Here is a 25,962-nt window from a genome sequence, read left to right on the forward strand (position 1 = left end):
TCTCGGCCACATCGGCATCGCCTCCAAGCGGCGTCCGGTGGAGAGGAGCGGGACTGGCCGTCGCTCGCCGGCACGTCAGCCCTCCACGAGCAGGTTGTTCACCACGTTGGCAACCCCGGGAGCGGACCAGGCTGCGCCTTGGGCGGCCTTGCGTTCGGCCCACGAATGCACCTTGCCGCTCAGCGTCACGTTGCCGCCGTTGACCGCAACCTGGATATGGCGGCTCTCACGGTCGGCCTGCCGATCGAGCGCTTGCCGAATTCTTTCTTCGACATCGGCGGGCGTGAACTTCGGCTTCACGACGACGCGGTTCGTGACGCCGATCACGCCGAGCAGGCTGCGCACGGCAACTTCCGCTGCCCTGCGCTGGTACTCCCATTCGACCTCGCCGTTGAGCGTGACCCAGCCTTTCTCGACCATCGGGTGGATCTTGTCGTCGGGGACGAGCACGTTCCACTCGAGGGCTCGTTCGGCCGCCATGGCGACGTCGGCGTCGCTGCGCTCGTGCCCGGAGGGAAGCTTCACCTGCATCTCGATCGCCAGCGCCTTGACGCCCTTGACGCGCTGCACGGCGCGCTCGATGGCATGCTTCTCGGCATGACTGCGCGGATGGCCGGTCAGGGTGACCACGCCGTCCTTGACGATCACGCCGACATCCGTGGCGGTGATGGCCGGGTCGAAGTTCAGCTCGGCGACGATATCGGTTCTCAGCATGGCATCGGGTTTCATGGGCGTTCCTTGGCAGATGGAGTGAGGTGAATGGGCATCCCGTTCGGCGCCGAATGCGCGATGCCGATCGGCTCACTGTAGGCAGCGCGGGGAGCCGGCACCTTGCGTTGGATCAAAGGGCGGCGGGCTCCGGCCGCCATGCCATGTCGATGCGGCCGTCGACGATCCCGATGCGCCGATCCGCGGCCGATGCGAAGTCGGCGTCGTGCGTGACGGCGACCACGCTCTTGTCCAGCTGGCGCGTGAGATCTCGAAGGATGTCGCGCACGTTGGCGCTGGCGGCCGAATCCAGATTGCCCGTCGGCTCGTCGGCGAGGATCACCAGCGGGTCGTTCGCCAGCGCACGGGCGATGGCGACCCGTTGGCGCTGTCCGCCGGAGAGCTGGCTGGGCCTTTTTTGGTGATGCCCCTTCAGGCCGAACTGATCCAGGAGCTCGCCAGCGCGCGCCCGGGCAGCCTCGTCGGCGAGGCGGCCGAGCTTTCGGATCGGGAGGCAAACGTTGTCGAGCGCGCTGAACTCCTGCAGCAGGAAGTGGAACTGGAACACGTAGCCCAGCCGGGCCAATCGGAAATCGGCGAGCCGGTCTTCGTCGAAGCCGCTGGTGTCCTGTCCGTCGATCCAGATGCGGCCCTGCGTGGGAACGTCGAGCAGCCCGAGCAGGTAGAGCAGCGATGACTTGCCCGAGCCCGAGGGCCCCATCACGCAGACGAACTCGCCGCGTTCGATCTGGAGGCTGACGTCGTTCACCAGCGTGACCGGCAGCTCGCCGTCGAGCGTCCGGGTCACGTGCTCGATGCGAATCACCGGGCCCGCCGCGCCGCCGGCGCCTTTCATGCCGCCCCTCGCAGGATGTCGACGGGACGCACGCGGCCGGCGCGCCGCGCCGGGAGGTAGGAGGCCGCCAGGCACGAAAGCATGGCGAACCCCGCTGCCAGCACATGCTGTTCGGCGCCCCAGGACATCGGCAGCCTGACGAGCTCCGTGACGCCGGGAGGACGGATCTCAACCTGTCCGAGCAACTGCATCAGCGCCAGGCCCAGCAACTCGCCCAGCGCGCTGCCGATGAGCCCGACGATCAGTCCTTCCAGCAGAAAGATGCGTCGCAGGTCGCGAGGATGGAATCCCATCGACTTCATGATGGCGATGTCGCGCGTCTTCTCCATCACGATGGTCGAGATCGTGTTGTAGATGCCGAAGGCGGCAACCACCAGAATCGCCGCCACCACGCTGTACATGATGATGTTGCGCACCAGCAGCAGGCTCAGCAGGTCCTCGGAGGCCTCGATCCACGACACGGCCTTGTAGCCGGTGCCGGCCTCGATGTCCTGCGCCACGCGCTGCGCCGCGTAAGGATCGGTGAGCTGGATGATCACGCGGTTGACGCGATTTTCCCGGCCGAGCAGCGACTGCGCGCGCTTGAGCAGCACGAAGGCCTGGGCTTCGTCGTAGGTGGCGTTGCCGGTGCGGAAGATGCCGACCACCCGCAAGGGCCGGCTGCTGCCGTCGGCCGCCAGCACGACCAGCGTGCTTCCCAGGCGCAGGCTGAACTTGTCGGCCAGTCCTCGTCCGATCAGGATTCCGTTGGGGTCGGCAGCGAGGGCTTCGAGCGAGCCCGATTGCAACTTCTCTTCGATCGTGCTCACCTGCTTCATCTTTTCCGGCACCACGCCGGACAGGGTGACGCCCTGTTGACGCCCCGCGAAGGTGAGCACTGCAGCCTCGGCCAGGACCGGCGCGGCGCGCACGCCCGGCAGTGCCTCGATGAAGGCAAGCCGTTGCGGCCATCCGCGGATGCCGCGTGTCTCGCGCAGCGGGCGCACGTTGCGCACGTGAACGGCGCCATCGGGCCACTGCAGCGCGGCGGGCTGTGCGCGGCCCTGGCGAACGTCGTCGTAGACCGTGATGTGGGGACTGCTGTCGACCAGCCGCTTGAGGAAGTCGTTCTCCGACCCGCGCATCAGGCCCGACACGGCCAGGAAAAAGGCGACGCCGAGCACCACGCCCGTGAGCGATACCAGCGTCTGCCGCTTGCGGCCCGTCAGGTGCGCCAGCGCAATGTCCAGGGCGATCGCCATGGCGTCACCGGCTCGCCAGCGCGGCCGAGGATTGCGCGTCCGCCGAGGCGGGAATGCCGTGGGCACGCTGTCCCTCGCGCAGCGCGTCGGGCGGCGACAGCACCACCGTCTCCCCGTCGTTGATCCCCGACACGATCTCGGTGCGATCGGTGCCGACGGTGCCCTTGACCACCGAGCGCCGCTTCAGCCGCCCTTGCGCCAGCAGCCACACGCGATCGCCCTTCAACGCGCGATTGGGCAGCAGCAGCGCGCCCTCCCGGCGCGAGACGATCAGGTTGGCATCCATGGTCATGCCGCTTCGCATCGGGCCGGCATCGATGGCCGGCGCGTCGATCAGGCGCACCCGCACGCGGTAGCTGCGCGACACCGGATCGCCCTTGGGCGTGATGTCGGCCACCCGGCCTTCATAGAGGCGGTTGGGCAATGCGTCGCTGCGCATCATGACAGTCTGTCCGACGGCGACGCGGGCGATGTCCTCTTCGTCGACCTCGGCCGTGACCCGCAGGGGAGCGCAGCAGGCCAGCGCGAACACCGCCTGGCCGGCGGGCACGAACTGGCCGGCCTCGCCGTCGCGGCGCAGGACGATGCCGTCCGCGGGCGCCACCAGCTGGTTGTAGTCGCGCTGGACCACCGCCCGGCGGGCCGCGGCCTGGGCCGCCAGCCACTCGGTGCGCGTGCGATCGAGTTCGGCCTGCGCGACGAAGCGCTGTTCCACCAGGGATCGGGTGCGCTCGAGCTGGGCCCGCGCCAGCTGTTCGCGCGCGCGCATCTCCTCGATGGTCTGGTCGAGGTCGCTCGATTCGATGCGCGCGAGCACCTGGCCGCGCCGGACCTGCTGGCCTTCTTCCGCGGCGATCGTCGTCAGCCGCCCGCCGACACGCGGGGCCACGGAGACCATCACGGTCGGTTCCACGGTGCCGGTGGCGTACACCGCCTCGATGGCAGGGCCGCGCATGGGCAGCGCGGTCTGCACGCGCACCGGCCACTGCCACCAGATCATGGCGATGGCCGGCACTGCCAGCAGGCCCAGACCGACGAGGACGACCATCCTTGGCTTCAAGCGTGTTCTTTCCACAAGCGTCTCGCCTTTATCTGCGAAGCGCCCGGCTTGCCGGTTGATCCACGTCAAGCTTGAACGCGGCAGCGCGCGCCGCAGCGGGCCCTGCGCCTGCCTTGCGACCTCGGAGGACCTTCGGCGCCGATGCAGGTCCAGCGGTTGACCGCACCCGGCCCGCAGCTTCCGTCGGGCCGCCTAGAGCGCGTAGCTCACCAGCTTGAAGTCCGGGTCCTCGGGAAACGGCTTGACGGAAAAGCCCAGCTTGCGCATGAGCTTGAGCATGTCGGCATTGCCGGCCAGCACGAGGCCTTCGATCACTTCGAGTTCCTTGTCGCGTGCCACGTCGATGATGCTTTCCATCAGCCGCGTTCCCAGTCCCTTGCCGCTGAAGTCGTCGGCGATCACCAGCGAAAACTCGCAGCTGGATTGATCGGGATTGGTGATGTAGCGGGAGACGCCGACGATGCGTTCGCTCTCGGTGACGGCGCCGTCGTCGCCCGTCAGCCGTTCCTGTACGACCGCAACCAATGCCATCTCGCGGTCGTAGTCGATCAGCGTGAAGCGCGAGAGCATGGCCGGCGGAAGCTCGTGGAAGTGCGACACGAAACGGAAGTAGCGGCTCTCCGGCGAGAGGTGCTGCACCAGGTCCTGCAGCATCCGCGCGTCGTCGGGATGGACCGGGCGCACGGTATAGACACCGCCGCCGCGCAGCGGCCATTCGTGGCTGTAGCGCGCGGGGTAGGGCAGGATCGCGAGATGGTGGTAGCTGGCAGCGTAGCCGCCCCCACCCGCGGCGGGACTGCCGACGACGATGCGCGCGTCCACCGCCACCGCGCCCGATTCGTCGACGATGATGGGATTGATGTCCATCTCGCGCAGGCCGGGCAGCTCGCACACCATCTCGGAGACCCGCAGCAGGACCCGTTCCAGCGCCTCCATGTCCACGGCGCCGGCGCCGCGCCAGGCGGCCAGGGTCTCGGCCACGCGCGAGCGTTCGATCAGTTGCCGCGCCAGGAACTGGTTGAGCGGCGGCAGCTCCATCGCCCGGTCGTTCAGCAGTTCGATCGTCGTGCCTCCCGCGCCGAACACGATGATCGGACCGAAGGGATCGTCCGTCACCATGCCGACATAGATCTCGCGGCCGCGCCGCGCCTTGGCCATCTTCTGCACGGTGATGCCGTTGATGCGGGCATTCGGAGCCAGGCGGGACACGCGCGCCATCATGTCGTTGTAGGTGTCGCGGGCACCGGTGCCGTTCATGATGTTGAGCGCCACGCCCTCGACATCCGACTTGTGGCTGATGTCCGGCGAGTCGATCTTGAGGGCCACCGGAAAGCCGATCTGCGTCGCGACCATCATGGCCTCGTGGGCGCTGCGCGCGAGCATGGTCGTGGTGATCGGGATGTGAAAGCACGACAGCAGCGTCTTCGATTCCATCTCGGTGAGCACCGTGCGCCGCTCCGCCAGCACGCTCTCGATCATCAGGCGGGCCGCCTCCACGTCCGGCCTGGCCAGCGCCGACAGCGGCGGCGGCGTCTGTTGCAGCAGCAGCTGGTTCTGGTAGTAGGCGGCGATGTTGCCGAAGGCGCCCACGGCCGCTTCCGGCGTTCGAAAACTGGGGATGCCCGTTTCGGCAAGGAGCGCGCGCGAATCACCGACGGTCGCGTCGCCCATCCAGCAGGTCAGCAGCGGCTTGCTCATGGGCTGGGGCAGAGAGGACAGCATGCGCGCGATGTCCGAGCCGTCGGCGCCCACCTTGGGCGAGAAGATGGCGAGTATCCCGTCGACTTGCGGGTCCGACCTGGCCGCCTCGATCGCCGCCTTGTAGTGCAACGGCTCCGCTTCTTCGGAGAGGTCGACAAGGTCCGTCAGCGAGGCGAGCGCAGGGACCTGCGCCTGCAGCTGCTCGCGTGTCGCGGCCGACAGCGTGCCCAGATGCAGGCCGATCTCGTTGACCCAGTCCGCGGCCAGCACGCCCGGCCCGCCGCCGTTGGTCACGATCGCCAGCCGCTTGCCCACGGGCCGGTAGCGCGACGCCAGGCACTTGGCCGCCGAGAACAGCTCCACGAAGGAGCGGACCCGCACCGCGCCGGCGCGCCGCAGTGCCGCATCGAAGACATCGTCGCTGCCCACGATCGATGCGCTGTGGGTCTGGGCAGCCTGGTTGCCCGCCGGCCGCCGCCCGGCCTTGAGCACCACGACTGGCTTGGCATTGGACGCGGTGCGCAACGCGCTCATGAATCGCCGCGCGTTCGTGATGCCCTCGAGGTAGACGATGATGCTGTGCGTGGCGGCGTCGTGCGCGAGGAAATCCAGCACCTGGGCGATGTCCACCACCGTGTGCGGCCCCAGCGACACCACGCTGGAGAAGCCGACGGCATTCTTCTGCGCCCAGTCCAGCATCGAGGCCGTCAGCGCCCCCGATTGAGAGACTAATGCCAGCGGACCGGCCTTGGCGAGCGGCCCGGCGATGCTGGCATTCAGCCCGAGCCCGGGCCGCTGAAATCCCAGCGAGTTGGGTCCCAGCAAATGGAGGCCCACGCGGCGTGCCGTGCTTTTCAGGAGCGACGCAAACTCGGCCTTCAGCCCGTGGGAGATCAGCAGGGCCGCGCGACACCCGATCCGGCCCGCGACTTCCAGCGCGGCCGCCATCTCTGCCACCGGCAGCGCGATGATCGCGAGGTCGACGCGGGTCTGCGCCAGTTGGGCCAGTGTGCCGGTGCTGCGCACGTCCAGGAACTGCAGCGATCCGTCATAGCGCTGCATCTGTAGCGCCTTGCGCAATGCCTGGGCCTGCGCAGTCGGTCCGCCCGGCACGTCGGCGGCGCCCGCCAGCACCGCGATCGAGTTGGGCGCAAGCAGGGGCGTGAGGAAGTGTTTGTCCATGGCGCCAGTCTGCCCGGATAACGAGCCGGACGACAAGCTTTGCGGCCCCCGGTCCGCCGCCATGCCCTGCGTCAAGGGAAACCCCAGCACTGCAGGCGCGCCGGGCCGCGCATGATGGATGCCGGTGCTCAGGCGAATTCCTTGCGCTGGAACAAGGGACTTCGCGCCGCCTCCAGGCACCATGCTGGCTGCCCCACTCGGACGAAATACCCATGACTGCTGTTCAACGCCGCTCTGCCATCCTCCGGATCGCATCGATGGCCACGCTGCCTCTCATCTGTTCCCGCGCCGCACAGGCGGCGGGTCCGAAGGTCGACGAAGCAGATCCGGTCGCCAAGAGCCTGGGCTACAAGGACGACACCCACACCGTCGACGACAAGAAATTCCCCAAGCATGCGACGACGCAGACCTGTTCGAACTGCCAGTTGTTCCAGGGAGGCCCCAAGGACGCGCTGGGCGGATGCGCGCTCTTTGCCGGCAAGCAGGTGGCGGGCACCGGCTGGTGCAGCGCCTGGACGAAGAAGACGGGCTAGGTGAGCTTCGCGGCCGCTGCAGCGCGTTGATGCGCGCTTCGACGGCATGCGTCCGGCATCGGCCGCCGCGCCTTCTTTCCGCGCGGCTCAATAGCTCAGGCGCGCATACCACGTGCGCTGCGCCGCCTCGCGCGCCTGGTCCAAGGTGTGGATGCCCTGCGCGGCGAGCAACGGGATCAGCCGCAGGAAGACCTCCGCGGTCAGGAGCGCATCGCCCAGCGCCGTGTGGCGGCCGAGCACCGGAATGCCGAAGCGCGCGGCGATGGCCTCCAGCTCGTGCGAAGCCTGCTTCGGGCTGGCCACCGCCGACAGCAGCAGCGTGTCCAGCACCGGCTGCTCGAAGCACACGCCGGTGGCGGCCTCCTTCATCTGCAGGAAGCGCATGTCGAAGGCCGCGTTGTGGGCCACCAGCACGGTGTCGCTGGCGAAGGCATGGAAGGCGGGCAGCACCTGCCCGATGCCGGGCTGGCCCGCGACCATCGCCGGGGTGATGCCGTGGATCGGGATGCCCGCCGCCGGGATGCTGCGGCCCGGGTCGACCAGTTGCTCGAAGCACTCCTGCCGCAGCACTTTGCCGTTGACGATGCGCGCCGCGCCGATCTGCAGGATCTCGTCGCCTTGCGCCGGGTCGAGGCCGGTGGTCTCGGTGTCGAACACGGTGTAGGCCAGGTCGACCAGCCGCCGCTCGCCGAGCTCGCGCCCCTGCGCGCCGCTGCGGAACAGGTCGAAGTCGTAGTACTCGGGCCGGCTGTCGCTGCGCAGCACCGCGGTGGCCTCCAGCTGCTCCTGCGGCTGGGCCCGCGGCAGCAGGAAGCGGAAGAAGGCCTCCTGCCGCGCGCGCTCGCGCTGGAACCAGAACGCGCCGCCGTGGCGCTCCACCACGTCGCGCACCGACAGCGGGCTGGCGTCGTCGCCCACCGTCATCGGGCTCGACTCCCACGCCGTCGCCGTCTCGGTGCTGATCGGCGTGCCGTTCCACGCCAGGTCGAGGTGGACGCGCTCGCCCTCGCGCCGCAGCCGCAGCTGCACCCGCGCCACGCCGAACTCCTCGGCCAGCCGCGCCGCCAGCGAGGCCAGCGCCTGCAGCAGTGCATAGCTGTCGACGCGCAGCCACAGGCCGGGGTCGACGTCGGCCGCGCTGGCGCGCACCTGCGATCGGGCCTCGATGTGGCGCAGCGCGGCCTGCACCAGGTCCTCACCGAGCATCTCCTCGAGCGGCCAGCGCGTCTTCAGGCTTTCACTGGCGTTCGCCGCGAGCGACTGGAGGCGCGCCGTCATCGAGCGCACCTCCTCGCGCACCACGCGCAGGAAGCGCTCGCGCGCGGACGGGTCCAGGTCGGGCAGCTCCAGCATGTCGACCGCCGCCTGCAGGCTGCCGAGGGATGCGCGGCTGCCCTCGGTCAGCGCGTGCAGCAGGCGGTCGCGCTCGGCGTCCTGCTCGAACTCGCGCGTGATGTTGTGCAGCATCAGCACGAAGCCCGACAGCTGCGCGGCGTCCCCCGGCGCGGCGGAGGGATCGCGCACCGCGGCCATCTGCACCCGCAGCAGCTGGCCGGCGCGGGAGCTGGTGACGAACTGGGCCGACGGCTGGGCCGCGCCGCGCTGCAGGCGCTGCTGCACGCTCTCCAGCGCGTGGGCCACGAGCTGCCGGTCGAACACCGCGTAGATCGAGCGGCCCAGGCCGAGCAGCTCGGCGCCGCCGGTCGGCGAAAGCGCCCGGAACTGCAGCCGCGCGCGCGGGTTGTAGAGCAGGATGCGGCCGTCGAGGTTGCACACGATCACGCTCTGCGTCAGCTCCGACATCAGCGCCGCGAGCCGGCTGCGCTCCTGCTCGATGCCGCGTGCCGCCTCCCGGACCTTGGCGCCGATGTCGGCGCGCAGGGCGTCGCGCTGGCGTGCCAGCCGCTCGGCGACATCGACCAGCGCCCGGGCGCTGCTTGCGCATGCCGCCGCGGCAGGCAAGGGCTGCTTCCGCACGGCATCGCCATCGGCCAGCAGGGCCTGGGCGGCCTCGGCCAGCCGGGCCGGCTGCCTGACCCAGACCGCATGGGCGCGGCGGCCCAGCACGCCCAGCGCGATGGCCAGCGCCGCCCACGCCAGCAGCAGCAGGGCGGCGCGCGGCGCCAGCATCGCGCCGAGCGCCTCGCGCTCGGCCGGCGCCAGCGTCGCGGCCAGCAGGCCGCCGGCCCCGAGGCCGGCGAGCGCCAGCAACGCGCCGGGGGCCAGCGCGGCGGCGAGTTCGCCCGCGTCGGCCTTCATGGCGACAGCATCCGGCGCACCCGCTCGGCCAGCTCACGGGTCGAGAAGGGCTTCGTCATGTACGCATCGGCCCCCAGCGCCATGCCCTTCGCGATGTCGGTCTCGCGTCCCTTGGCCGTCAGCATGAGGATGCGGGTCCCGGCGAGCGCCTCGTCGGCGCGCACTGCCTGCAGCACCTCGAGTCCGGAGCGCGCCGGCATCATCACGTCCAGCAGCACCAGGTCGGGCCGCAGCCGCCGGATGCTGTCCAGCGCCTGCTGGCCGTCGCGCGCGATGCTCACGTCGTAGCCTTCGCGCTTCATCAGGAACTCGAGCGAAATGACGATGTTGGGCTCGTCGTCGGCGATCAGGACCTTGCTGCTCATGGATGGGCCTCCGCGAGTGCGGCCTCGCGCCGCAGGGGCAGCTCGAAGCCGAAACATGCACCCGGGCCCGATGCCGGCTCGAGCCACATCCGTCCGCCGAAGTGCTCGACGATGCGGCGGCTGATCGGCAGGCCCAGGCCGGTCCCCTGCGGCCGGTGCGCGGCATCGCCGCCCTGGCGGAACTTCTCGAACACCAGCGCCTGCTGCCCGGCCGGCACGCCGGGACCGTTGTCGCGCACGGTGCACACCACGCGGCCGTCGTCGGCCTGCAGGCGCAACTCGACATGCCCGCGCCCGGGCGGCACGAACTTGGCCGCGTTCGACAGCAGGTTGATCAGCACCTGGGTCAGCCGGTCGGGGTCGGCCTCCAAGAGAGGCAGCGTGTCGGGCACCTGCAGCGCCACAGTGGCGCCGCGCTCGCGGAACAGCTCCTGCGTGGTCTGCACGGCCTGCCGCGCCAGCGCGCACAGGTCGACCTCCGTGCTGCGCCATTCGGCAGCGCCCGATTCGATCTTCGCCATGTCGAGCACCTGGTTGACCAGCCGCGTCAGGCGTTCGGTCTCGGCAACGACCAGGCCGAGGAAGTGCTGGCGCTGCGCCGGCTCCATGCCGGGGTCGTCGAGCATCAGCTCGGCCAGCGCGCGAATCGAAGTCAAGGGCGTGCGCAGCTCGTGCGTCACCGAGGACATGAAGTCGTCCTTCAGCCGGTCGAGGCTCTTGAGCTGCTCGTTGAGCTCGCTCAGCTCGGCGCTCGCATGCTCCAGCGAAAGCGATTTCTCCTCCAGCGCCTGCGAGTGCGCGCGCAGCGCGGCCGTCTCGCGCGAGGCCTCGTCCAGGATCCTCATCACGTCGTCCAGCTCCAGGGCCTCCTCCTCGACCACCGATGCCACCATGGCCCGCGCCGAGGCGCTGCCGATGGCGCCCGCGAGTTGGCGTTCGACGAATTGCACCAGCCGCGCATCGGCGCCGATCTGCTGCGGTCCGTCCAGGCCGTTGCGCCGCGCGTAGTCCTGCAGCAGCTTCTGCGTGGCCTGCTCGCCCAGGAAGCGGACGGCCAGCCGGCGCAGGTCGGCCAGCCGCGCAGTGCCGCGCCAGAACACCGGCGCACTGTCGGCGGCATGGCCTTCGGTGCGCTCGAACACGTCGACGAAGTTCAGCGCCTGGCTCGCTTCGCCCGCCGAGGGCCGGCCCAGGAGCGAAACGCCGAAGTACAGCACGCAGTTCGCCAGCAGGCTCCAGAACAGCGCATGCGTCAGGTTGTCCAGGCCCGCGAGGCCCAGCAACTGCTCCGGCCGGAGCCAGGCGATGCCGAGCGGCCCCTCGGCGATGAAGCGCGACGGTATCCAGCCCGACTTGGCGATCGACGGCAGCATCAGCGTCCAGGCCCACAGGAGGAAACCTGCGGCCAGGCCCGCCAATGCGCCCTGGCGCGTGCCGCCCCGCCAGTACATCCCCGCGAGCATCGGCGGCGCGAACTGTGCGACGGCGGCGAAGCTGATCAGCCCGATGCTCACCAGCGCATAGTCTTCGCCGGCGATGCGGTAGTAGAGATAGCCCAGCAGCAGCAGCGCCACGATCACCGCCCGGCGCACGCCCAGCAGCACGCCGCTCAGGTCGCGCGCCGTGCGCAGCCCGGCGCGCAGCAGCAACGGCATCACGAGGTCGTTGCAGACCATGGTGGAGACGGCGATCGCCTCGACGATCACCATGCCCGTGGCCGCCGACAGTCCGCCGATGAACGCGGCCAGCGCCAGCCCCGGCTGGCCGGCAGCCAGCGGCAGCGAGAGCACGAAGGTCTCCGGGTTCTCGCGGCCGGCCTGGAAGTGCAGCAGGCCGCCCAATGCGATCGGCAGCACGAACAGGTTGATCAGCAGCAGGTACAGGGGAAACGCCCAGGTGGCGCGCCTCACGTGGCGTTCGTCGACGTTCTCCACCACCATCATCTGGAACTGCCGCGGCAGGAAGAGCACCGAGAGCATCGCGAGCAGCGTCAGTGCGAACCATTGGCCGCCCGCGAAGCCGCCGTCGGTGCCGCGGCCGAGGCTGAGCAGCGGCGCGAGCTCGGGCCGGGCAGCGGCGCGCCGGAACAGGTCGGCAGGTCCGTCGAACAGGCCCCAGGTGACGAAGGCGCCGACGGCCAGGAAAGCGAGCAGCTTGACCAGCGATTCGAAGGCGACCGCCGCGACCATGCCCTCGTGGCGCTCGGTGCCGTCGAGATGGCGGGTCCCGAAGGCCACGGTGAAACCGGCCAGCACCAGCGCCACGTACAGGGTGCTGTCGCGCCACCAGGCCAGCGGCTGTGCGGGCGCATCCACGAGCAGCGCATAGCCGCTCGCGATCGCCTTGAGCTGCAGCGCCACGTAGGGCAGGATGCCCACCACCGCGATCAGCGTGACCAGCATCGCCAGCAGCGGGCTCTTGCCGTGCCGGCTGGCAATGAAGTCGGCGATCGAGGTGATGCGGTGGGTGCGCGCGATGCGGATCATCTTGCGCAGCACCGTCCAGGCCATCAGCATCGCGAGCGTCGGACCCAGGTAGATCGGCAGGAACCACAGGCCCGACGATGCGGCCCGCCCGATGCTGCCGAAGTAGGTCCAGGCGGTGCAGTAGACGCCCATCGACAGCGTGTAGACCCAGGGGCTCCCGATGAGCGAACGCCCTTCGCGCGCCCGCCGATCTCCCAGGTGGGCGATCGCGAACAGCAGCGCCAGGTAGCCGAAGGCGGCGACGATCACGACGGGTGCGGTGGGCATGTCAGCTGTCGCCGGGTGCTTCGGCGACCCATGCGGCCAGTGCAATCAGGCCGGCCCAGCCGACGAAGAGCGCCAGCGGCATCAGCGGCATTCCCCACAGCAGGATCGGGCGGTCCCAGAGCGTCAGCAGCGGCCCGTTGAGCAGCAGCCAGCCCAGTGCAAACAGGCCGAGCAGGCGCTGGCGCTTCGGGCTTTCGGACATGGACATGCCTGGGCTCCTTCACGCCAAGGCATCGAGCCGGAAGCGCTGATGGATCTCGCCGCGAAAGCGCCGCACGATGCCCAGCGCGGCATGCAGCGTGTCGCGCTCGAGCGTGCCGAGCTCGGAGGGCCGCACGCGGTTGCCCGGCAGCTGCCCGGCCTGCCTCTGGCGCAGCTGGCAGCTCAGCTTGAGCGCCATGAGGAAGTGCAGCGTATCGAGCACGTCGCGCGCCAGGCCGGCGTCGAGCTGCTGCCGCTCGACCAGCATGTGCAGCCGCGCCTGCGTGCCGTTGACGCGCAGGCGCTGCTGCAGCGCCAGCGCCCTGACGCCGTGCACGATCGGGAAGGTGCCGAGCTTCTTCAGGTCCAGGGCTTCGTCGTCCTCGCGTGCGACGAGCCGGTGCCACCAGCTCGGATGCGGATCGAAGAGGTCGATCGCGCTCGCGAAGCGCGCCAGGAAGACGTCTGCGCGATCCAGGATCTCGTCGAGATGGTCACGCGCCCGGGTGAGCAGCGCGGCGTCGCCGGCCACCGCCAGGCTGTCGACGAAGATGGCGAGGTGCATCGGGCCTTCCGGCTGCGTGCCGTAGACCCAGTCGCCCAGCGTGGCCTCGAAGGCGGCCAGCGGCTGCCGCCAGAGCGCGTTGACGAGCATGATGCGCCCGGGGCAGGGCGGGTAGCCCAGCTGCGCCAGGCCCGCGCTGAACTGCGCGGCGATGGCTTCGAGGCCGGGCCATTCGAAGCCGTCGCGCAGAAGCAGGGCGTTGTCCTGGTCGGTCTTCAGGAGCTGCTCGCCGCGGCCTTCGCTGCCCATCACGACCAGGCAGCTGTTGGCCGCCAGCTGCGACGGCGCCACCATCGACCACAGCCGTGCGAAAAGACGCGCATTGAGCGCGCCGACGAGCGCCGCGATGCGCTCGATCTTCAAGCCGCCCTCATGCAGCAGGGCCACCAGCGCGTCCACGCGCGCGGCCGAGGCGGCCAGCTCGCCGATGCCGGCGGCGGCGTCGATCTGCCGCGCGATGGCCTGCGGGTCGTCTCCCGCGAGGCCCGCAAGGCCGAGCTCGGGGAGCAGCCCCGGCATGGTGCCGCTCTCGCCGAGGTGCATGACCGGAGCTCCTCAGTGGCCGCTGGCGCCGGCGGCCCCGATGCCGGTCTCCGAGCGCACCTGCTGCGCCAGGAAGCCCTGCTTGTCGACGTCGGCGCGCTTGCTGCTGTCCAGCAGCGAGAAGATCCAGATGCCGAGGAAGCCGATCGTCATCGAGAACAGGCAGGGCGAGGCGTAGGGGAAGAGCGCCGAGCCCGGGGGGTTGCCCAGCGTCGCCTCCCAGACGGAGGGCGACACCACCGTCAGCGCCACCGACGTGATCAGCCCCAGGAAGCCGCCGATCACCGCGCCGCGCGTCGTGCAGCCCTTCCACAGCACCGACATGAACAGCACGGGGAAGTTCGCCGAAGCCGCAATGGCGAAGGCCAGCGAGACCATGAACGCGATGTTCTGCTTCTCGAACACGATGCCGAGCAGCACCGCCAGCAGGCCGAGCGCCACGGTAGTGATGCGCGAGACGCGCAGCTCCGAGGCGCTGTCGGCCTTGCCGCCCTTGACGACCGTGGCGTAGAGGTCGTGCGAGACCGCGGAGGCGCCCGACAGCGTGAGGCCGGCCACGACGGCGAGGATGGTCGCGAAGGCCACGGCCGAGATGAAGCCGAGGAACACGTTGCCGCCCACCGCATTGGCGAGATGGATCGCCGCCATGTTGCTGCCGCCGATCAGCACGCCCTTGGCGTCGATGAACTGCGCGTTGGTGAGCACGAAGGTGATGGCGCCGAAGCCGATGATGAAGGTCAGCAGGTAGAAGTAGCCGATCCAGCCGGTGGCCCACATCACGGACTTGCGCGCTTCCTTGGCGCTCGGCACGGTGAAGAAGCGCATGAGGATGTGCGGCAGGCCGGCGGTGCCGAACATCAGCGCCATGCCGAAGGAGATGGCCGAGATCGGGTCCTTCACGAAGTTGCCCGGCCCCATGATCGACTGGCCGATGGCCGCCGCTGCCTCCGCGGTCTTGCCGTCCTTCAGCGCCAGGTCGGTCTTGATCTTCACGGCGCCCGCGAACATCGCCTCGGGACTGAAGCCGAAGTGCCACAGCACCGACAGCGCCATGAAGCTGGCGCCGCCCAGCAGCAGGCCGGCCTTGATGATCTGCACCCAGGTGGTCGCCGTCATGCCGCCGAACAGCACGTAGACCATCATCAGCGAGCCGACGATGACCACCGCGATCCAGTACTCGAGGCCGAACAGCAGCTTGATCAGCTGGCCGGCCCCCACCATCTGGGCGATGAGATAGAAGGCCACCACGACCAGCGTGCCGGAGGCGGCGAAGATGCGCACCGGCGACTGCTTGAAGCGGAACGCCGCCACGTCGGCGAAGGTGAACTTGCCCAGGTTGCGCAGCCGCTCCGCCATCAGGAAGGTGATGACCGGCCAGCCGACGAGAAAGCCGATCGAGTAGATCAGGCCGTCGTAGCCCGCGGCCATCACGGCTGCCGAGATGCCCAGGAAGGAGGCCGCCGACATGTAGTCCCCGGCGATCGCCAGCCCGTTCTGGAAGCCCGTGATGCCGCCGCCGGCGGTGTAGAAATCGGCCGCCGACTTGGTCTTCGCCGCCGCCCACTTGGTGATGAACAGCGTGCCGAGGACGAACAGCCCGAACATGCCGATGGCCGTCCAGTTGGTCGGCTGCTTCTGCGCCTGGCCGAGATCGGCACCGGCGGCCCAGGCCGCGGCGGACGCGGCGAGCAGGCTGGCGAGCACCAGGGCCCGGCGTGCGCTGGAGGAGGGCGTCTTCATCGCAGCACCCCTTTCGCCACGGCCTCGGCCAGCGTGTCGAATTCGGCGTTGGCGCGCCTCACGTAGTAGGCGGTGATCGCGATGGTGAAGAGGATGACGCCGAAGCCGATCGGGATGCCCCGCGTCATCACGCCTTCGCCCAGCCGTTGGGCGAGGAAGGGCTTGTTGAAGGCCACCAGCATGATGAAGCCGTAGTACACGAGCAGCATCAAGAGGGTGAGGATCCAGCCAAAGCGCGTTCGCCTGGCCTTGAGCGCCTGGTATTGGGGATGGCCGGCAATGCGCCGAGCCAGGTCGTCGTCCATGGGATCTCCTTCGAGGATGGGGGGATGGCGCCGCCATTGGAAGCTGCGGCGCGGCTTCGGCCCTTGCGCTAGCGCAAGGTCGGTGCACGTCGCGATGACGGCACGGTGCCATGGGCTGCTCAATCGTTGCGCCAGGTCAAAACCCCGCTGGTCGAGCGTCGATAGCCTTGTGTCACATCATCATCGAAGGAGATCACATGGCTGCCCTGGATCGCTCAAAAGCGCTTTCCCTCGAACTGCCCTTCATGGACCGCGCTCGCCAGGAGTTCCTGGATCTCCTGACGCTGGTCGACAAGGCCGACAACGCACGGTTGCCCTCGGCCTGGCAGGACCTGGTCCTCTGCGCTGCCGAGCAATTTGCGCGGGAGGACGTCTGGATGCGAGCCACCGGCCATGCGGCGCGAAAGGACCACGAAATCCAGCACCGCGTGGTGCTGAGCGTCATGCGCGAAGGTGCCTTGCAGGCGGGCGAAGGCAAGCTGTTGCAGGTGCGCGAGATGGCGCGGCAGCTGCGGGCCTGGTACGAGAAGCATGTCCAGACCATGGACGCGGCGCTCGCGCTGCATCTGCGCGGCGCGCGCTTCGAACCTCCGAAGGCCGAAGAACGCGCAAAGGCTTCACCTCCCCTGTGGTCCGCGCTGCGCGAAGCGGTGGAGCAGGCTTGCTAGAACCGGTCCTCAGACGGGCGCGCCCGGCGGTTCCAACCCGCCGCGGCCGACCAGACGGGCCGTGATCGCCGCCTTCAACGGCGGCAGATGCTCGGCCCCGCGCAGGATCAGCCGCCGGGCGAAGCGCTGCGACGCGCTGGTGCTGGCATAGAGCTTCGCCACGGCATTCGTGCCGTGATAGACCAGCGCCGAATCGCGACGGTGCGTGCGTTCGTAGCCTGCCAGCACGCCGGCATCCCCGATGTCCTGGTTGGCGAGGCGGGCTGCGCGGAGTGCGTGCGTGAGCGAGGCGACGCTCTGCAATCCGAGGTTGTAGCCGTGGGCCGTGACGGGATGCATGCCGACGGCCGCATCGCCGATCAGCGCGCCACGCAGGGCCGCGAAGCGGCGGGCATAGGTCGCAACGAGCGGGTAGGGGAAGCGCTTTCCGAGCAGCGCCATGCGGCCCAGCCGGCCGCGGAACTGACGCTCCACCATCGCCGCGAAGGCCGCGTCCGGCAGCGCCATCAGGCGCGCCGCGCTGGCCGCATCGGTGGTCACCACGATGGACGAGGACCGGCCCACCGCGGGCAGCACCGCGAGCGTGCGTTCGTAGCCGAAGCATTCATAGGCCACATCGTCGTGCGGCATGTCGTGCCGCATCCGGCAAACGATCATCGTGCGGCCGAAGTCGTGCAGGTCGGCAGCGATGCCGAGTTGCCGCCGCGTCCAGGAGAATCGGCTGTCGGCTCCGACGAGCAGGCGGGCGCGCAGATGGTCCGGCGCCCCGGGGAAGGCCCCGTACTCGAGTTCGGCGTGCGCGTCCGAGGTGAGGACGCGCAGCGCCTGCGCGCCGTCGATCAGGTGCAGGTCCGCGCGCTCCTCGGCCGCTTCGAAGCTGACGCGGCGCAGCGCGTGGTTCGGCACGATCCAGCCCAACGCGTCGGCGCCGTGTCCCTGCGCATCGAAGCGCAGCGGCGAGTCTTGCCGATCGCCATCGATGACGCGTGCTTCCCGGATGCGCCCGATCTCTTCGGGCAGGAGACGGCGCCACAGTCCCAAGGCACGCAAGGTGGCCACGCTGGCATGCGTCAGCGCGATGTCCCGTCCGTCCTCGGCCGGGTTTGCCAAGGCCTCGCGCGGCTGCGCGTCCAGCACGGTGGCGCTGAAGCCGGCGTCGACCAGCGCGATGGCGAGGGCCAGTCCCGCCGGACCTGCGCCGACGATGAGGACATCACGACCGTTCTGCATACATTGCCCTCGCTGGATGAGGAGCGCGATTGTGCGTCGTGCGGCGGCGTGCGCATTTGACGAAGGTCAAGGGTTGGCGGGGATGTGCACGTGCCCTGCAGGCGTGGCTGTACATTCCGGGCGATGTCCATGAATTTGCTCCGCGACCTCGCTTCCCAAGAGCTTCCCGTCGAGATCTCCGATGCCGGCCACGTCGATGCCGTTCGCATCCTCATTGCCGCGGGCCTGGTCGTGGCCATGGTTCCGAGGCCGGTGCGAACGAAGAACCGGTTCGAGCAGCCCCCCGCGACCGTCACCAAGGTCACGCGGCTCGGCAAGCAGATGCTTCAGCGCTTTCCGAGGCGCGACGAGCGCACGAGCTGAACGGATCTCAGGGCAGTCAGGCCGCGGCCGAGCCAGACACGCAGGCACCCGAGGAATGCCCGGGCTCTTGAACGTTGCACGCCGGCGTTCAGGTCGGCACAGTAACGCAGCAAGGAAGAGTGGCCGGGCAGCGTGTCGATCACCAGGTCGGCGCCGAGTCCTCTGCAACGCCGAAGGAGGGTGTCCGACGCCGCGTCCTGCCGCAGCACGACGACCTTCTGCCCAGGCCGCCGTACGCGGCACGCCGCCAGCGTGCGCAGTCCGCTCTCGGGATTGGATGCCAGATCGAGGATCGTGAGATCCCAGGCCTGCGGGTGCCGGACCAGCCAGGTCACGGCGCCGATCTCGGAGTCGGCGCTTCCGACGATGTCGATGTCGCCGCGGCCGCCCAGGTCTTGCGTGAGACGCAGGCGGCTCGCCTCGCTGTCCTCGGCCATGAAGATGCGCAGGCTTGGCATGGTGCGGGTCCTGGCGGGTGTGGAGGTGGATGGAGACGTCGGCGTGCTCAGCCGGGTTTGCCGTCCAGGCGGGGCCGCGTCAGCACCGGCCAGTAGCGCAGCGCATACAGGCCGAAACCCCCTGTCCAGAAGACTGCGGAAACCAGCACCGCGGTGACGGTCTGCGACGGCGCGAGCAGCGGCACGAGGATTCGCACCAGCGCCGCGAGCAGCACCAGCACGAAGCAGGCGGTGTCGACCTGGTCGGCGCGCAGGACCCGGGCCGTGTGGCCGCGCGCGGTGCGCACCATCATCCCGATGATGAGGCCGCCCGCCGCGCCCACGGTCAGCGCGTGGGTCGCCAGCGAGGGGGACACCCAGCCATGCGATGCCAATGCCCGCAATGCGAGGTGGACCGGGACCCAGGCATAGGCCAGCTGCAGCACCAGGACCAGCGTGTTGTCCAGCGTCTTCCATGGCCGCCACAGCAGCCAGCGCACGAGATGCACGAGCGCTGCAGCGAGGGCGACGGCTGCCACGGCGACCGGCGGCAGGCCCGAGGCGTCGACCAGCAGCAGGGCGAGCACGCTGCCGAGCGCCGCCCGCTCGACCAGGGGCTGGCGCGTTGCATTGGCGCCGGCAACGCCGTTGTTGGTGAACATCGGGATGACCCGGCCGCCCATGACGGCCAGGATGAACAGCAGGAGGTCCAGCGCGAGCTGGATGCCGATCCATGCCGGCATCGCGATCACGCCGAGCGCGGAAAGATGGAACGCCAGCGCCGCGGCCGACAGCAGCAGCAGCAATCCGATGAAGAAGTAGTTGCGGCGATTGCGTGCGCTCACCAGCGGAACCGCCAGGGCAAGCGCGCTGGCCAGGGGGAAGGCCGCATTGACCAGGGCCGCCGTCCAGGCGAAAGGCGTGAGGACGAGGATGCGACCCGCCACCCAGAGCGCCGCCAGGGCCGCGAGCGGCAGGCCGGTGGGCGTGGGGCGGCCGGACCAGTTGCGCCCCGCAGTGAAGAGGAAGCCGACGATCACCGCGAGCATGAAGCCGAACAGCATCTCGTGCGCGTGCCACAGCGGCCCCTGCAGATAAGCCATGGGCAGCCAGCCGGCGAACTGCACCGCCCACAGCCCGATGGACAGGGCTGCGAAGGCGCTCGCCAGCAGGTAGAACGGCCGGAAGCCGAGTTGCCACAAGGCAAAGCCGGACGGCTGACCTGCGGACATTCGCACGGGCCTGACATCGATGAAGGGGGCCATCAGCCGAGCTTTCCGGCGCGCGCGGCGCCATGTTGAAGACGCCATGCAGCGGCCGCGCCGGCCACGGTGGCGGCGAAGAAGCCGATGGTGGCTGCGTTGAACGAGGCGCCGGCTGCCTGCAGCGCCTGGCTGAAGCTTCCGAGCACGAGCCGCACGAAGAGCGACAGGTGCAGGGCTGCCAGCGGCAGATAGAAGAAGGCGCCGAACTGCAGCTTGATCCTTGCGATCGAGGGCAGCACCACGGGCGCATGGCCCATCATCATGCTGAAGACGAAGCCGAGTCCCAATGCGTGCAGGGCCACGTCCCGGGTGCCCCAGCCCAGCGCCATCGCCATCCACGCGGCCCCGGCCACCGCGAGCCAGGCGTAGCCGCCCAGCAGGCAGATCGCCATGTAGCGGCTGAGGCCGTGCGCGAACACCGTGCGCCGCGCGACATCGAAGCGCGCCAGCCACGCGGCCAGCAGCACGAGCGCCGCGCCGTAGGCCAGCCCGCCGGCGCGCTGCGCCGTGCCCGACACGGCCGCGCCGGCCAGCAGCAGCACCAGCACGGCATGGAGCATGAGCTGGGCGGCGGGGCGCCGCCGCATCAGCCGCGTCATCTCCAGGCGCTCGGCGGCGATCGTCAGGATGAGGAAGGCGAACCACCAGGGAAACACCGCAGGGCCGCCCTGGCCCAGCGCGAACAGGAGGCAGCCCGTCGCCCAGGCGCCCGCGCCCACGAGCAGCAGGAACGTGTGCGCGGCCGGTTGCCGCCGCACCACCACCGCATTGACCGCGAGGAACAGCAGCGCCGCTGCCACGCCGAGCCAGGCGCCCGGCGCCTGCTGCCCGAGGACCAGGCACAGCGCGCCCAGGCCCGATGCGAGCGGGGCGAGAAAGGCAGCCCGGTGCCTGACTGCCACGGCCCGTTCGATGCCGATGACGGTGCCCAGGAAGCCGCAGATCATGAGCGCCGCATGCACCAGCAGCACCTGGCCGGTGCGGGTGAAGAGGAGCGGGTCCGGCACCGCGACGCCGAGCCGCCAGAGCCCGCCCGCGACGCCCCCCGCCAACGAGACGCCCACCAGCGCGCCGAACAGCACGCGCGGGATGATCCGCGTCGTTCCGTGTGCCGGCGCCCGATGGCGGCCCGCGGCACGGGAGCGTTCGGCGTTCACCATCCCATGAAGCGCTTGGCGTGCGCGCTCATGCGGTCCGGGCTCCAGGGCGGTTCCCACACCAGCTCCACGCGGACCTCGAGGTGATCGGGAACCGCCTTCTCCAGCTCGAGCTCCGCATCCTCGATGATGAGGTCGATCACCGGGCAGGCGGCCGACGTCATGGTGATGAGCACATGCACCGTGTCCGCGTCGACGGTGACGCCGTAGACGAGGCCGACATCGACGATGTTCATCGAGACCTCCGGGTCGACCACGCGCGACAGTGCCGCGGCGATCGCCGGCGCCAGGGCGTCCGGCCCTTCGTAGGGAAAATTCATGGCGCCTCCTTGGCAGGGCGGCGTGCCGGCGCCTTGTCGACGAAGAAGATGGCCGCCAGCGCCTCGCGGTTGGAAACGAGGTCCGCCAGCGTGTAGCGGCGCAAGACCGCATGGAAGGCCGCCACGGCCTCGCCCAGCACGCCGCGCAGGCGGCACAGGCCGGTGATCCGGCATTCGCCGCCGCCTTCGCCGAAACACTCGACGATCGCGCCGCCCTCCGTCTGGCACACGACCTCGCCGATGTTGATGGCGTCGGGCGCCTTCGCGAGCGACAGGCCGCCTCCCTTGCCGCGAACGTTGGCGAGCCATCCATGCTTGCCCAGGAAATGGACCACCTTGGTCAGGTGGTGCTCCGACACCGCGAAGGAGGCCGCGATCTCCGCGATCGTGGCCCGCCGCTCCGGCTGCGCGGCGAGGTAGATCAGCACGCGCAGGCTGTAGTCGGTGAAGGCGGTGAGCTTCATGGCCGATGGCAGGCAGGCGGCTTCAACGTTGGCCTGCGCGGCCCGCCTCGACGGCCAGGCCAGCGGCGCCCTGCGTTCCCGGCGCAGCCAGGGGCGCGCGTTGCGACCCCGGACGGCGCAGCAGACGCAGCGCATAGCCGGCCAGCAGCACCGCACCCAGGGCGAACACGATGTCGCCCGGCACGCGCATCCAGACCAGGATCTCCATGACGCGCGAATGCACGATCTCGGCCGAGCGGGCGAACCACAGCCCCTGCGTGACGCTGGCCCAGGCCTGGTAGATGCCGGCCGGCAGCAGCGACAGGAACACCATCATGGCAAGCCCGATGTTGAGGCTCCAGAAGGCGGGCTTGAGCAAGCGGTCGGCGTGCAGCTGGCGCTCGTACAGGCCGCGCAGGCAGAACAGCATGAGGCCGATGCCCAGCATGCCGTACACGCCGAAGAGCGCGGCATGGCCGTGGGCGGCCGTCATGTTCAGCCCCTGCACGTAGTAGAGCGAGGCCGGCGGATTGATGGCGAAGCCGAGCACACCGGCGCCGATGGTGTTCCAGAAGCCGACGGCCACGAAGCACATGATGGTCCACTTGTACGCGGCGAGCCAGGGCATGGCCTGCGACCGGCGGTAGGTCTGCAGCGCCTCCAGGCCGATCAGGGTGAGCGGCACGACCTCGAGCGCGGAGAAGACGGCGCCCACGGCGATGACCGAGGTCGGCGTGCCGGTGAAGTAGAGGTGATGCAGCGTCCCGAGGATGCCGCCGAACAGGAACACGATGGTCTCGGCGATGATGGCGCGATTGGCGCTCTCGGTGCGCACCAGGCCCAGGCGCGTGAAGATCAATGCGACGACCGCGGTGGCGAACACCTCGAAGAAGCCCTCCACCCAGAGGTGCACCAGCCACCAGCGCCAGTACTCGATCATCGAGTAGTGGGTGTGCTGGCCCCAGGCGAGCGACGCGGAGTAGAAGCCGCCGATGCAGGTGGCCGAGAGGAACACCATTGCGATGAGACCGCGCGATGCCGAGGGCTGGGTCAATGCCGGCCACAGCGCACGGCCCAGCAGGAAGACCCAGAACAGCAGGCCGACGAACAGCAGCAGCTGCCACACGCGGCCCATGCTCGTGTATTCCAGGCCCTGGTTGCCCAGCCAGAAGCTGAAGTCGACGCCGCGGTGCTGCAGGGTACCGAGCCAGCCGGTCAGCGTCGAGCCGACCACGATCGCGATCAGGGCCCAGAAAAGCACATCGACGCCGAGCTTCTGCAGCTTGGGCTCGCGGCCGGAGAGCAAGGGCGCGATGTACAGGCCGGTAGCCAACCACGCGGTGGCGATCCAGAAGATGCCGATCTGCGTGTGGACCGTGCGGCTGACCACGTAGGGCAGCAACTCGGCGAGCGGCAGGCCGAAGAACGACTGGCCCTCGACGGCGTAGTGGGCGGTGATGACGCCCATCCCGATCTGCAGCAGCATCAGGCCGATCACGGCGAAGAAGTACTTGCGCGTGGCCTTCATGGAAGGCGTCGCCTTGGCGCCGATCAGCGGATCTGCCTGCGGCGGCCGGGCTTCGGCTTCATGCGTTTGGCTGCCGTGCAGCCACAGCATGGCCGCAATGGCCGCGATCAGCAGCACGATGCTGACCATCGACCAGACGGCCGCGGAACCGGTCATGGTGTTGCCGACCAGCGGCTCGTGCGGCCAGTTGCTGGTGTAGCTCAATCCCGTTTCGCCGGGCCGGTCGGTCGCAGCCGCCCAGGCCGTCCAGAAGAAGAAGGCCGTCAGGGCCTGGCGATCGGCACGGTCGGGCAGCGTGCCGGCGGTCATCGCGTACTGCTCGCGCAGCGTGGCGACCGATGCATCGTGACCGAACAGCGCGTCGTAGTGCGCTGCCACTTCGCGGATCGCCTGGGCGCGCTCGGCCGAAACGGTGATCACGCCGCTGCCGCTGTCGTAGGTGTTGCGCCGCATCTCGTCGAGCACGGTCGCGTCGAGTGCGCCGCGTTCGGCTGCACTCAGTGCGGCAGGCGCCTTGCGGTAGGCCTGGGCGTGACGCTCCTTGAGCGCAACGGCCTCGCGGTGCAGCCAGTCGGCGGACCAGTCGGGGGCCACGTAGCTGCCGTGGCCCCACACCGAGCCGAGTTGCTGCCCGCCGGTCGACAGCCAGGCTTGCTGGCCGCGCCGGACCTGCTCGCCGGTGAAGATCACGTCGCCGTTGGAGACGGTGACGGCTGCGGGGATCGGCGGGGCCGTGAGGTAGATCTGCACGCCGAGGTAACCCAGCGCACCGAAGGACAGGACGAAGATGAAGGCGAGCCAGCGCCAGAGCCTGCTGTTGTTTCTCATGACATTTCCTTGGATCGAAGGACGGGGCGGGTCGCCTAGGCGCCGCCGCATCCGCCGCAGCAGCTGCCGCTCGCCTGCGCGCTGAAGCTCGGGACCTTGGTGATCGCCACGCGCCACACCGAGGGGCCTTCCTCGAGGTAGTTCCAGGCGAAGCGGTCGGGCCACTGCACCTGGAACTGCGCATAGAGCGGCAGCGGGTCGTGGTCGTTCACGAGTTCGATGGCGCGGCCATCGTCGAGCGCGGCGAAGGTCGAGAAGATGTGCGCATGACGAAAGCGCGGCTCCAGCACGCGGACGTCGACGGTGGAGGAGAAGACGGCAGATTTCACGGGAGTTTCCTTGCAGATGCGTCGTTGTTCAGAAGGTGTATTTCGTATGCATCTATGCTAGGAAGGGAAGCGATGCGCGTTGTTGATCTGCATCAAACGCAGCATCGATACCGGCGTTGCCGGCCCTGCGGAAGTGGACTAACGCACGCGCGGCGATGCTTCGAGCTGTTCGAAAACCCTGCGCGCACCCTAGGAGAGCGCGCCGCGGCGGCGCCGCATCTCCGCGCCCATGGCGTCGCGCGCCCGGTCGTCGAGCAGCGCGGCGGCCGCCGGATAGGCGAGCTGCTCTTCGGATTCGATGTGCGCGCCATACAGGCGCGTGAATGCATCGATCTCCGCTGCACTGGCCGGCGAGATGGCCTGGATCTCCGCGCGCTCGATCTGTTCGAGGAGCGCGCGCACCGGGCGCCAGCGCGCCTCCATCTGGAGATGGTCCTGCTGCAGGCGAGCGACGAGCGCGAGCATGGCCGGTTCACCGCGTTCGACCAGGGCCGGGAACACATGCAGTTCCTCGTCCAGGTGGTGCTGCGGCGCGGCCAGGTCGAAGTAGCGCATGACGTCGCGCGCGGCCTGTTGCGCCTGTCGATCGGCGCCGTGGCGCGCGACGTGCGCCTGCAGCCGCGCGAGCAAGCGCAGCGTGCGCTGCACGCGTTGATGGCAGGCCTCCATCATCTCGAAGGGCTGCTCGAACCCTGCGGCCGGCGACGCGATGAGCGAGTCGAGCCGCGAAGAGCGGGTCACGGCGCGGGCCCCAGCTCGGAGACATAGCGCTCGAGGGCCGGGCGCTCCGGGCCGGCCTTGTAGGCCAGCATGGTGCCCAGGCTGATGAAGCACAGCGGCTCCTCGTGTTCGTCCAGGGAGAACAAATGGCGCAGCCCGACGGATTGCAGCGACTTGCCTGAGGTCAGCGCCGACGCATACCCCAGGACGGTCGCGGTCAGGAGCATGTTCTGGATGGCGCATCCCGCCGACAGGATCCTCTCGCTGCCCGGAATGTCCCCGTCGTCAGGGCCCAGGCGCACGATCGCCAGCATCAACACCGGCGCTTGAAATGCCTTCTCGCGCGCTCGTCCGCGCTCGTCCGGCGTGGCTGCAGCATCGCGTTCGCGCAGTGATTCGGCAAAGACGGCGGCGAGGCGTTCTCGCTGGCGCGGCGGAACGATGACGAAACGCCAGGGCACCAGCAGGCCGTGGTCGGGCGCAGCGGCCGCGGCGGCGAGGATCTGATCGAGTTCGCTCCGCTCGGGCGCCGGCGCGCCGAGCCGCTTGGGCAGCACGGTGTGGCGCGCGTGCAGGAGCCGCGCCAGTTGCCGTGCGGTGACCGGTGGATCGGCCGGGTCGGCCGTCGAGCTGCGGATGTCCATGGCAGGAGGCATGTCGAG

General features: G+C 69.6%; 25 protein-coding genes. 3 read left to right on the forward strand and 22 right to left on the reverse strand.

All coding sequences use genetic code 11. The annotated features are described in order from the left end of the window. Window positions 1–75 precede the first annotated feature (75 nt). The 5 genes from J2739_RS12230 to J2739_RS12250 form a co-directional block, all read right to left on the reverse strand. Window positions 76–729, reverse strand: coding sequence for a BON domain-containing protein (locus tag J2739_RS12230; protein ID WP_309901897.1), 654 nt, complete (start codon window positions 727–729; stop codon window positions 76–78). 112 nt (window positions 730–841) lie between these two features. Then, complete coding sequence (locus J2739_RS12235; protein ID WP_309901899.1) at window positions 842–1,564, reverse strand: ABC transporter ATP-binding protein; 723 nt, start codon at window positions 1,562–1,564, stop codon at window positions 842–844. Continuing rightward, on the reverse strand, window positions 1,561–2,805 hold the full coding sequence (locus tag J2739_RS12240; protein WP_309901901.1) for an ABC transporter permease: 1,245 nt from the start codon (window positions 2,803–2,805) through the stop codon (window positions 1,561–1,563). The genes J2739_RS12235 and J2739_RS12240 overlap by 4 nt, the downstream gene beginning before the upstream one ends. A gap of 4 nt (window positions 2,806–2,809) precedes the next feature. Beyond that, on the reverse strand, window positions 2,810–3,853 hold the full coding sequence (locus J2739_RS12245) for an efflux RND transporter periplasmic adaptor subunit (protein ID WP_309901902.1): 1,044 nt from the start codon (window positions 3,851–3,853) through the stop codon (window positions 2,810–2,812). 204 nt (window positions 3,854–4,057) lie between these two features. Further along, entirely contained in the window at window positions 4,058–6,748 is a 2,691-nt protein-coding gene (locus tag J2739_RS12250) for a bifunctional acetate--CoA ligase family protein/GNAT family N-acetyltransferase (protein WP_309901904.1), read from the reverse strand. Window positions 6,749–7,005: 257 nt separating this feature from the next. On the opposite strand from J2739_RS12250, the gene J2739_RS12255 reads away from it, so the two are divergent. Further along, complete coding sequence (locus J2739_RS12255) at window positions 7,006–7,281, forward strand: high-potential iron-sulfur protein (protein ID WP_309901906.1); 276 nt, start codon at window positions 7,006–7,008, stop codon at window positions 7,279–7,281. Window positions 7,282–7,368: 87 nt separating this feature from the next. Here J2739_RS12255 and J2739_RS12260 read toward each other — a convergent pair whose 3' ends face one another. Genes J2739_RS12260 through J2739_RS12290 form a run of 7 tightly spaced genes read right to left on the reverse strand, consistent with a single transcriptional unit; the run spans window position 7,369 to window position 16,012 of the window. Continuing rightward, entirely contained in the window at window positions 7,369–9,540 is a 2,172-nt protein-coding gene (locus J2739_RS12260; protein WP_309901908.1) for a 3'-5' exonuclease, read from the reverse strand. Then, on the reverse strand, window positions 9,537–9,905 hold the full coding sequence (locus J2739_RS12265; RefSeq protein WP_309901910.1) for a response regulator transcription factor: 369 nt from the start codon (window positions 9,903–9,905) through the stop codon (window positions 9,537–9,539). The genes J2739_RS12260 and J2739_RS12265 overlap by 4 nt, the downstream gene beginning before the upstream one ends. Beyond that, window positions 9,902–12,658 carry an ATP-binding protein gene (locus J2739_RS12270; RefSeq protein ID WP_309901912.1) on the reverse strand — a complete coding sequence of 919 codons (2,757 nt, stop codon included), beginning with the start codon at window positions 12,656–12,658 and terminating at the stop codon, window positions 9,902–9,904. The genes J2739_RS12265 and J2739_RS12270 overlap by 4 nt, the downstream gene beginning before the upstream one ends. 1 nt (window position 12,659) lies before the next feature. Continuing rightward, window positions 12,660–12,866: a hypothetical protein gene (locus tag J2739_RS12275; protein WP_309901914.1), complete on the reverse strand. Its 207-nt coding sequence runs from the start codon at window positions 12,864–12,866 to the stop codon at window positions 12,660–12,662. A 12-nt stretch (window positions 12,867–12,878) separates the two neighbouring features. Beyond that, complete coding sequence (locus J2739_RS12280) at window positions 12,879–13,967, reverse strand: putative nucleotidyltransferase substrate binding domain-containing protein (protein WP_309901916.1); 1,089 nt, start codon at window positions 13,965–13,967, stop codon at window positions 12,879–12,881. A gap of 12 nt (window positions 13,968–13,979) precedes the next feature. Continuing rightward, entirely contained in the window at window positions 13,980–15,707 is a 1,728-nt protein-coding gene (locus J2739_RS12285) for a cation acetate symporter (RefSeq protein WP_309901917.1), read from the reverse strand. Then, window positions 15,704–16,012, reverse strand: coding sequence for a DUF485 domain-containing protein (locus J2739_RS12290; RefSeq protein WP_309901918.1), 309 nt, complete (start codon window positions 16,010–16,012; stop codon window positions 15,704–15,706). Before J2739_RS12290 ends, J2739_RS12285 begins: the two co-directional genes overlap by 4 nt. A 197-nt stretch (window positions 16,013–16,209) precedes the next feature. Between J2739_RS12290 and J2739_RS12295 the strand changes: the two genes are divergently transcribed. Further along, the gene (locus tag J2739_RS12295) at window positions 16,210–16,680 is read left to right on the forward strand and encodes a bacteriohemerythrin (RefSeq protein ID WP_309901920.1); all 471 of its coding nucleotides are present in this window, start codon (window positions 16,210–16,212) and stop codon (window positions 16,678–16,680) included. Between the two features lie 9 nt (window positions 16,681–16,689). On the opposite strand, the gene ubiM is transcribed toward J2739_RS12295, so the two are convergent. After that, a complete protein-coding gene (gene ubiM, locus J2739_RS12300; RefSeq protein ID WP_309901922.1) occupies window positions 16,690–17,910 on the reverse strand; it encodes a 5-demethoxyubiquinol-8 5-hydroxylase UbiM in 1,221 nt (406 codons plus the stop codon). A gap of 129 nt (window positions 17,911–18,039) precedes the next feature. Between ubiM and J2739_RS12305 the strand changes: the two genes are divergently transcribed. After that, the gene (locus J2739_RS12305) at window positions 18,040–18,273 is read left to right on the forward strand and encodes a hypothetical protein (RefSeq protein WP_309901924.1); all 234 of its coding nucleotides are present in this window, start codon (window positions 18,040–18,042) and stop codon (window positions 18,271–18,273) included. Here the strand turns inward: J2739_RS12305 and J2739_RS12310 are convergent. The 9 genes from J2739_RS12310 to J2739_RS12350 form a co-directional block, all read right to left on the reverse strand. Continuing rightward, the gene (locus J2739_RS12310) at window positions 18,237–18,731 is read right to left on the reverse strand and encodes a response regulator (protein WP_309901926.1); all 495 of its coding nucleotides are present in this window, start codon (window positions 18,729–18,731) and stop codon (window positions 18,237–18,239) included. The genes J2739_RS12305 and J2739_RS12310 overlap by 37 nt on opposite strands. A gap of 47 nt (window positions 18,732–18,778) precedes the next feature. Further along, window positions 18,779–19,975, reverse strand: coding sequence for an NnrS family protein (locus tag J2739_RS12315; protein ID WP_405053875.1), 1,197 nt, complete (start codon window positions 19,973–19,975; stop codon window positions 18,779–18,781). After that, window positions 19,975–21,135, reverse strand: coding sequence for a hypothetical protein (locus tag J2739_RS12320; protein WP_405053876.1), 1,161 nt, complete (start codon window positions 21,133–21,135; stop codon window positions 19,975–19,977). Before J2739_RS12320 ends, J2739_RS12315 begins: the two co-directional genes overlap by 1 nt. Then, complete coding sequence (locus J2739_RS12325) at window positions 21,129–21,452, reverse strand: metal-sulfur cluster assembly factor (RefSeq protein WP_309901932.1); 324 nt, start codon at window positions 21,450–21,452, stop codon at window positions 21,129–21,131. The genes J2739_RS12320 and J2739_RS12325 overlap by 7 nt, the downstream gene beginning before the upstream one ends. Beyond that, window positions 21,449–21,916: an RrF2 family transcriptional regulator gene (locus tag J2739_RS12330; RefSeq protein WP_309901934.1), complete on the reverse strand. Its 468-nt coding sequence runs from the start codon at window positions 21,914–21,916 to the stop codon at window positions 21,449–21,451. Before J2739_RS12330 ends, J2739_RS12325 begins: the two co-directional genes overlap by 4 nt. Window positions 21,917–21,938: 22 nt before the next feature. Beyond that, window positions 21,939–24,251, reverse strand: coding sequence for a nitric-oxide reductase large subunit (locus J2739_RS12335; protein ID WP_309901936.1), 2,313 nt, complete (start codon window positions 24,249–24,251; stop codon window positions 21,939–21,941). 35 nt (window positions 24,252–24,286) lie between these two features. Continuing rightward, window positions 24,287–24,580 carry a DUF2249 domain-containing protein gene (locus J2739_RS12340; protein ID WP_309901938.1) on the reverse strand — a complete coding sequence of 98 codons (294 nt, stop codon included), beginning with the start codon at window positions 24,578–24,580 and terminating at the stop codon, window positions 24,287–24,289. Window positions 24,581–24,769: 189 nt separating this feature from the next. After that, window positions 24,770–25,321 (reverse strand): hemerythrin domain-containing protein, encoded by a 552-nt coding sequence (locus J2739_RS12345; protein WP_309901940.1) that lies wholly within the window; start codon window positions 25,319–25,321, stop codon window positions 24,770–24,772. Then, complete coding sequence (locus tag J2739_RS12350; protein WP_309901942.1) at window positions 25,318–25,956, reverse strand: nitroreductase family protein; 639 nt, start codon at window positions 25,954–25,956, stop codon at window positions 25,318–25,320. The genes J2739_RS12345 and J2739_RS12350 overlap by 4 nt, the downstream gene beginning before the upstream one ends. Window positions 25,957–25,962: the final 6 nt, after the last annotated feature.

This window comes from Variovorax soli (assembly GCF_031454625.1).
Lineage (GTDB): Bacteria > Pseudomonadota > Gammaproteobacteria > Burkholderiales > Burkholderiaceae_C > Variovorax > Variovorax soli_A.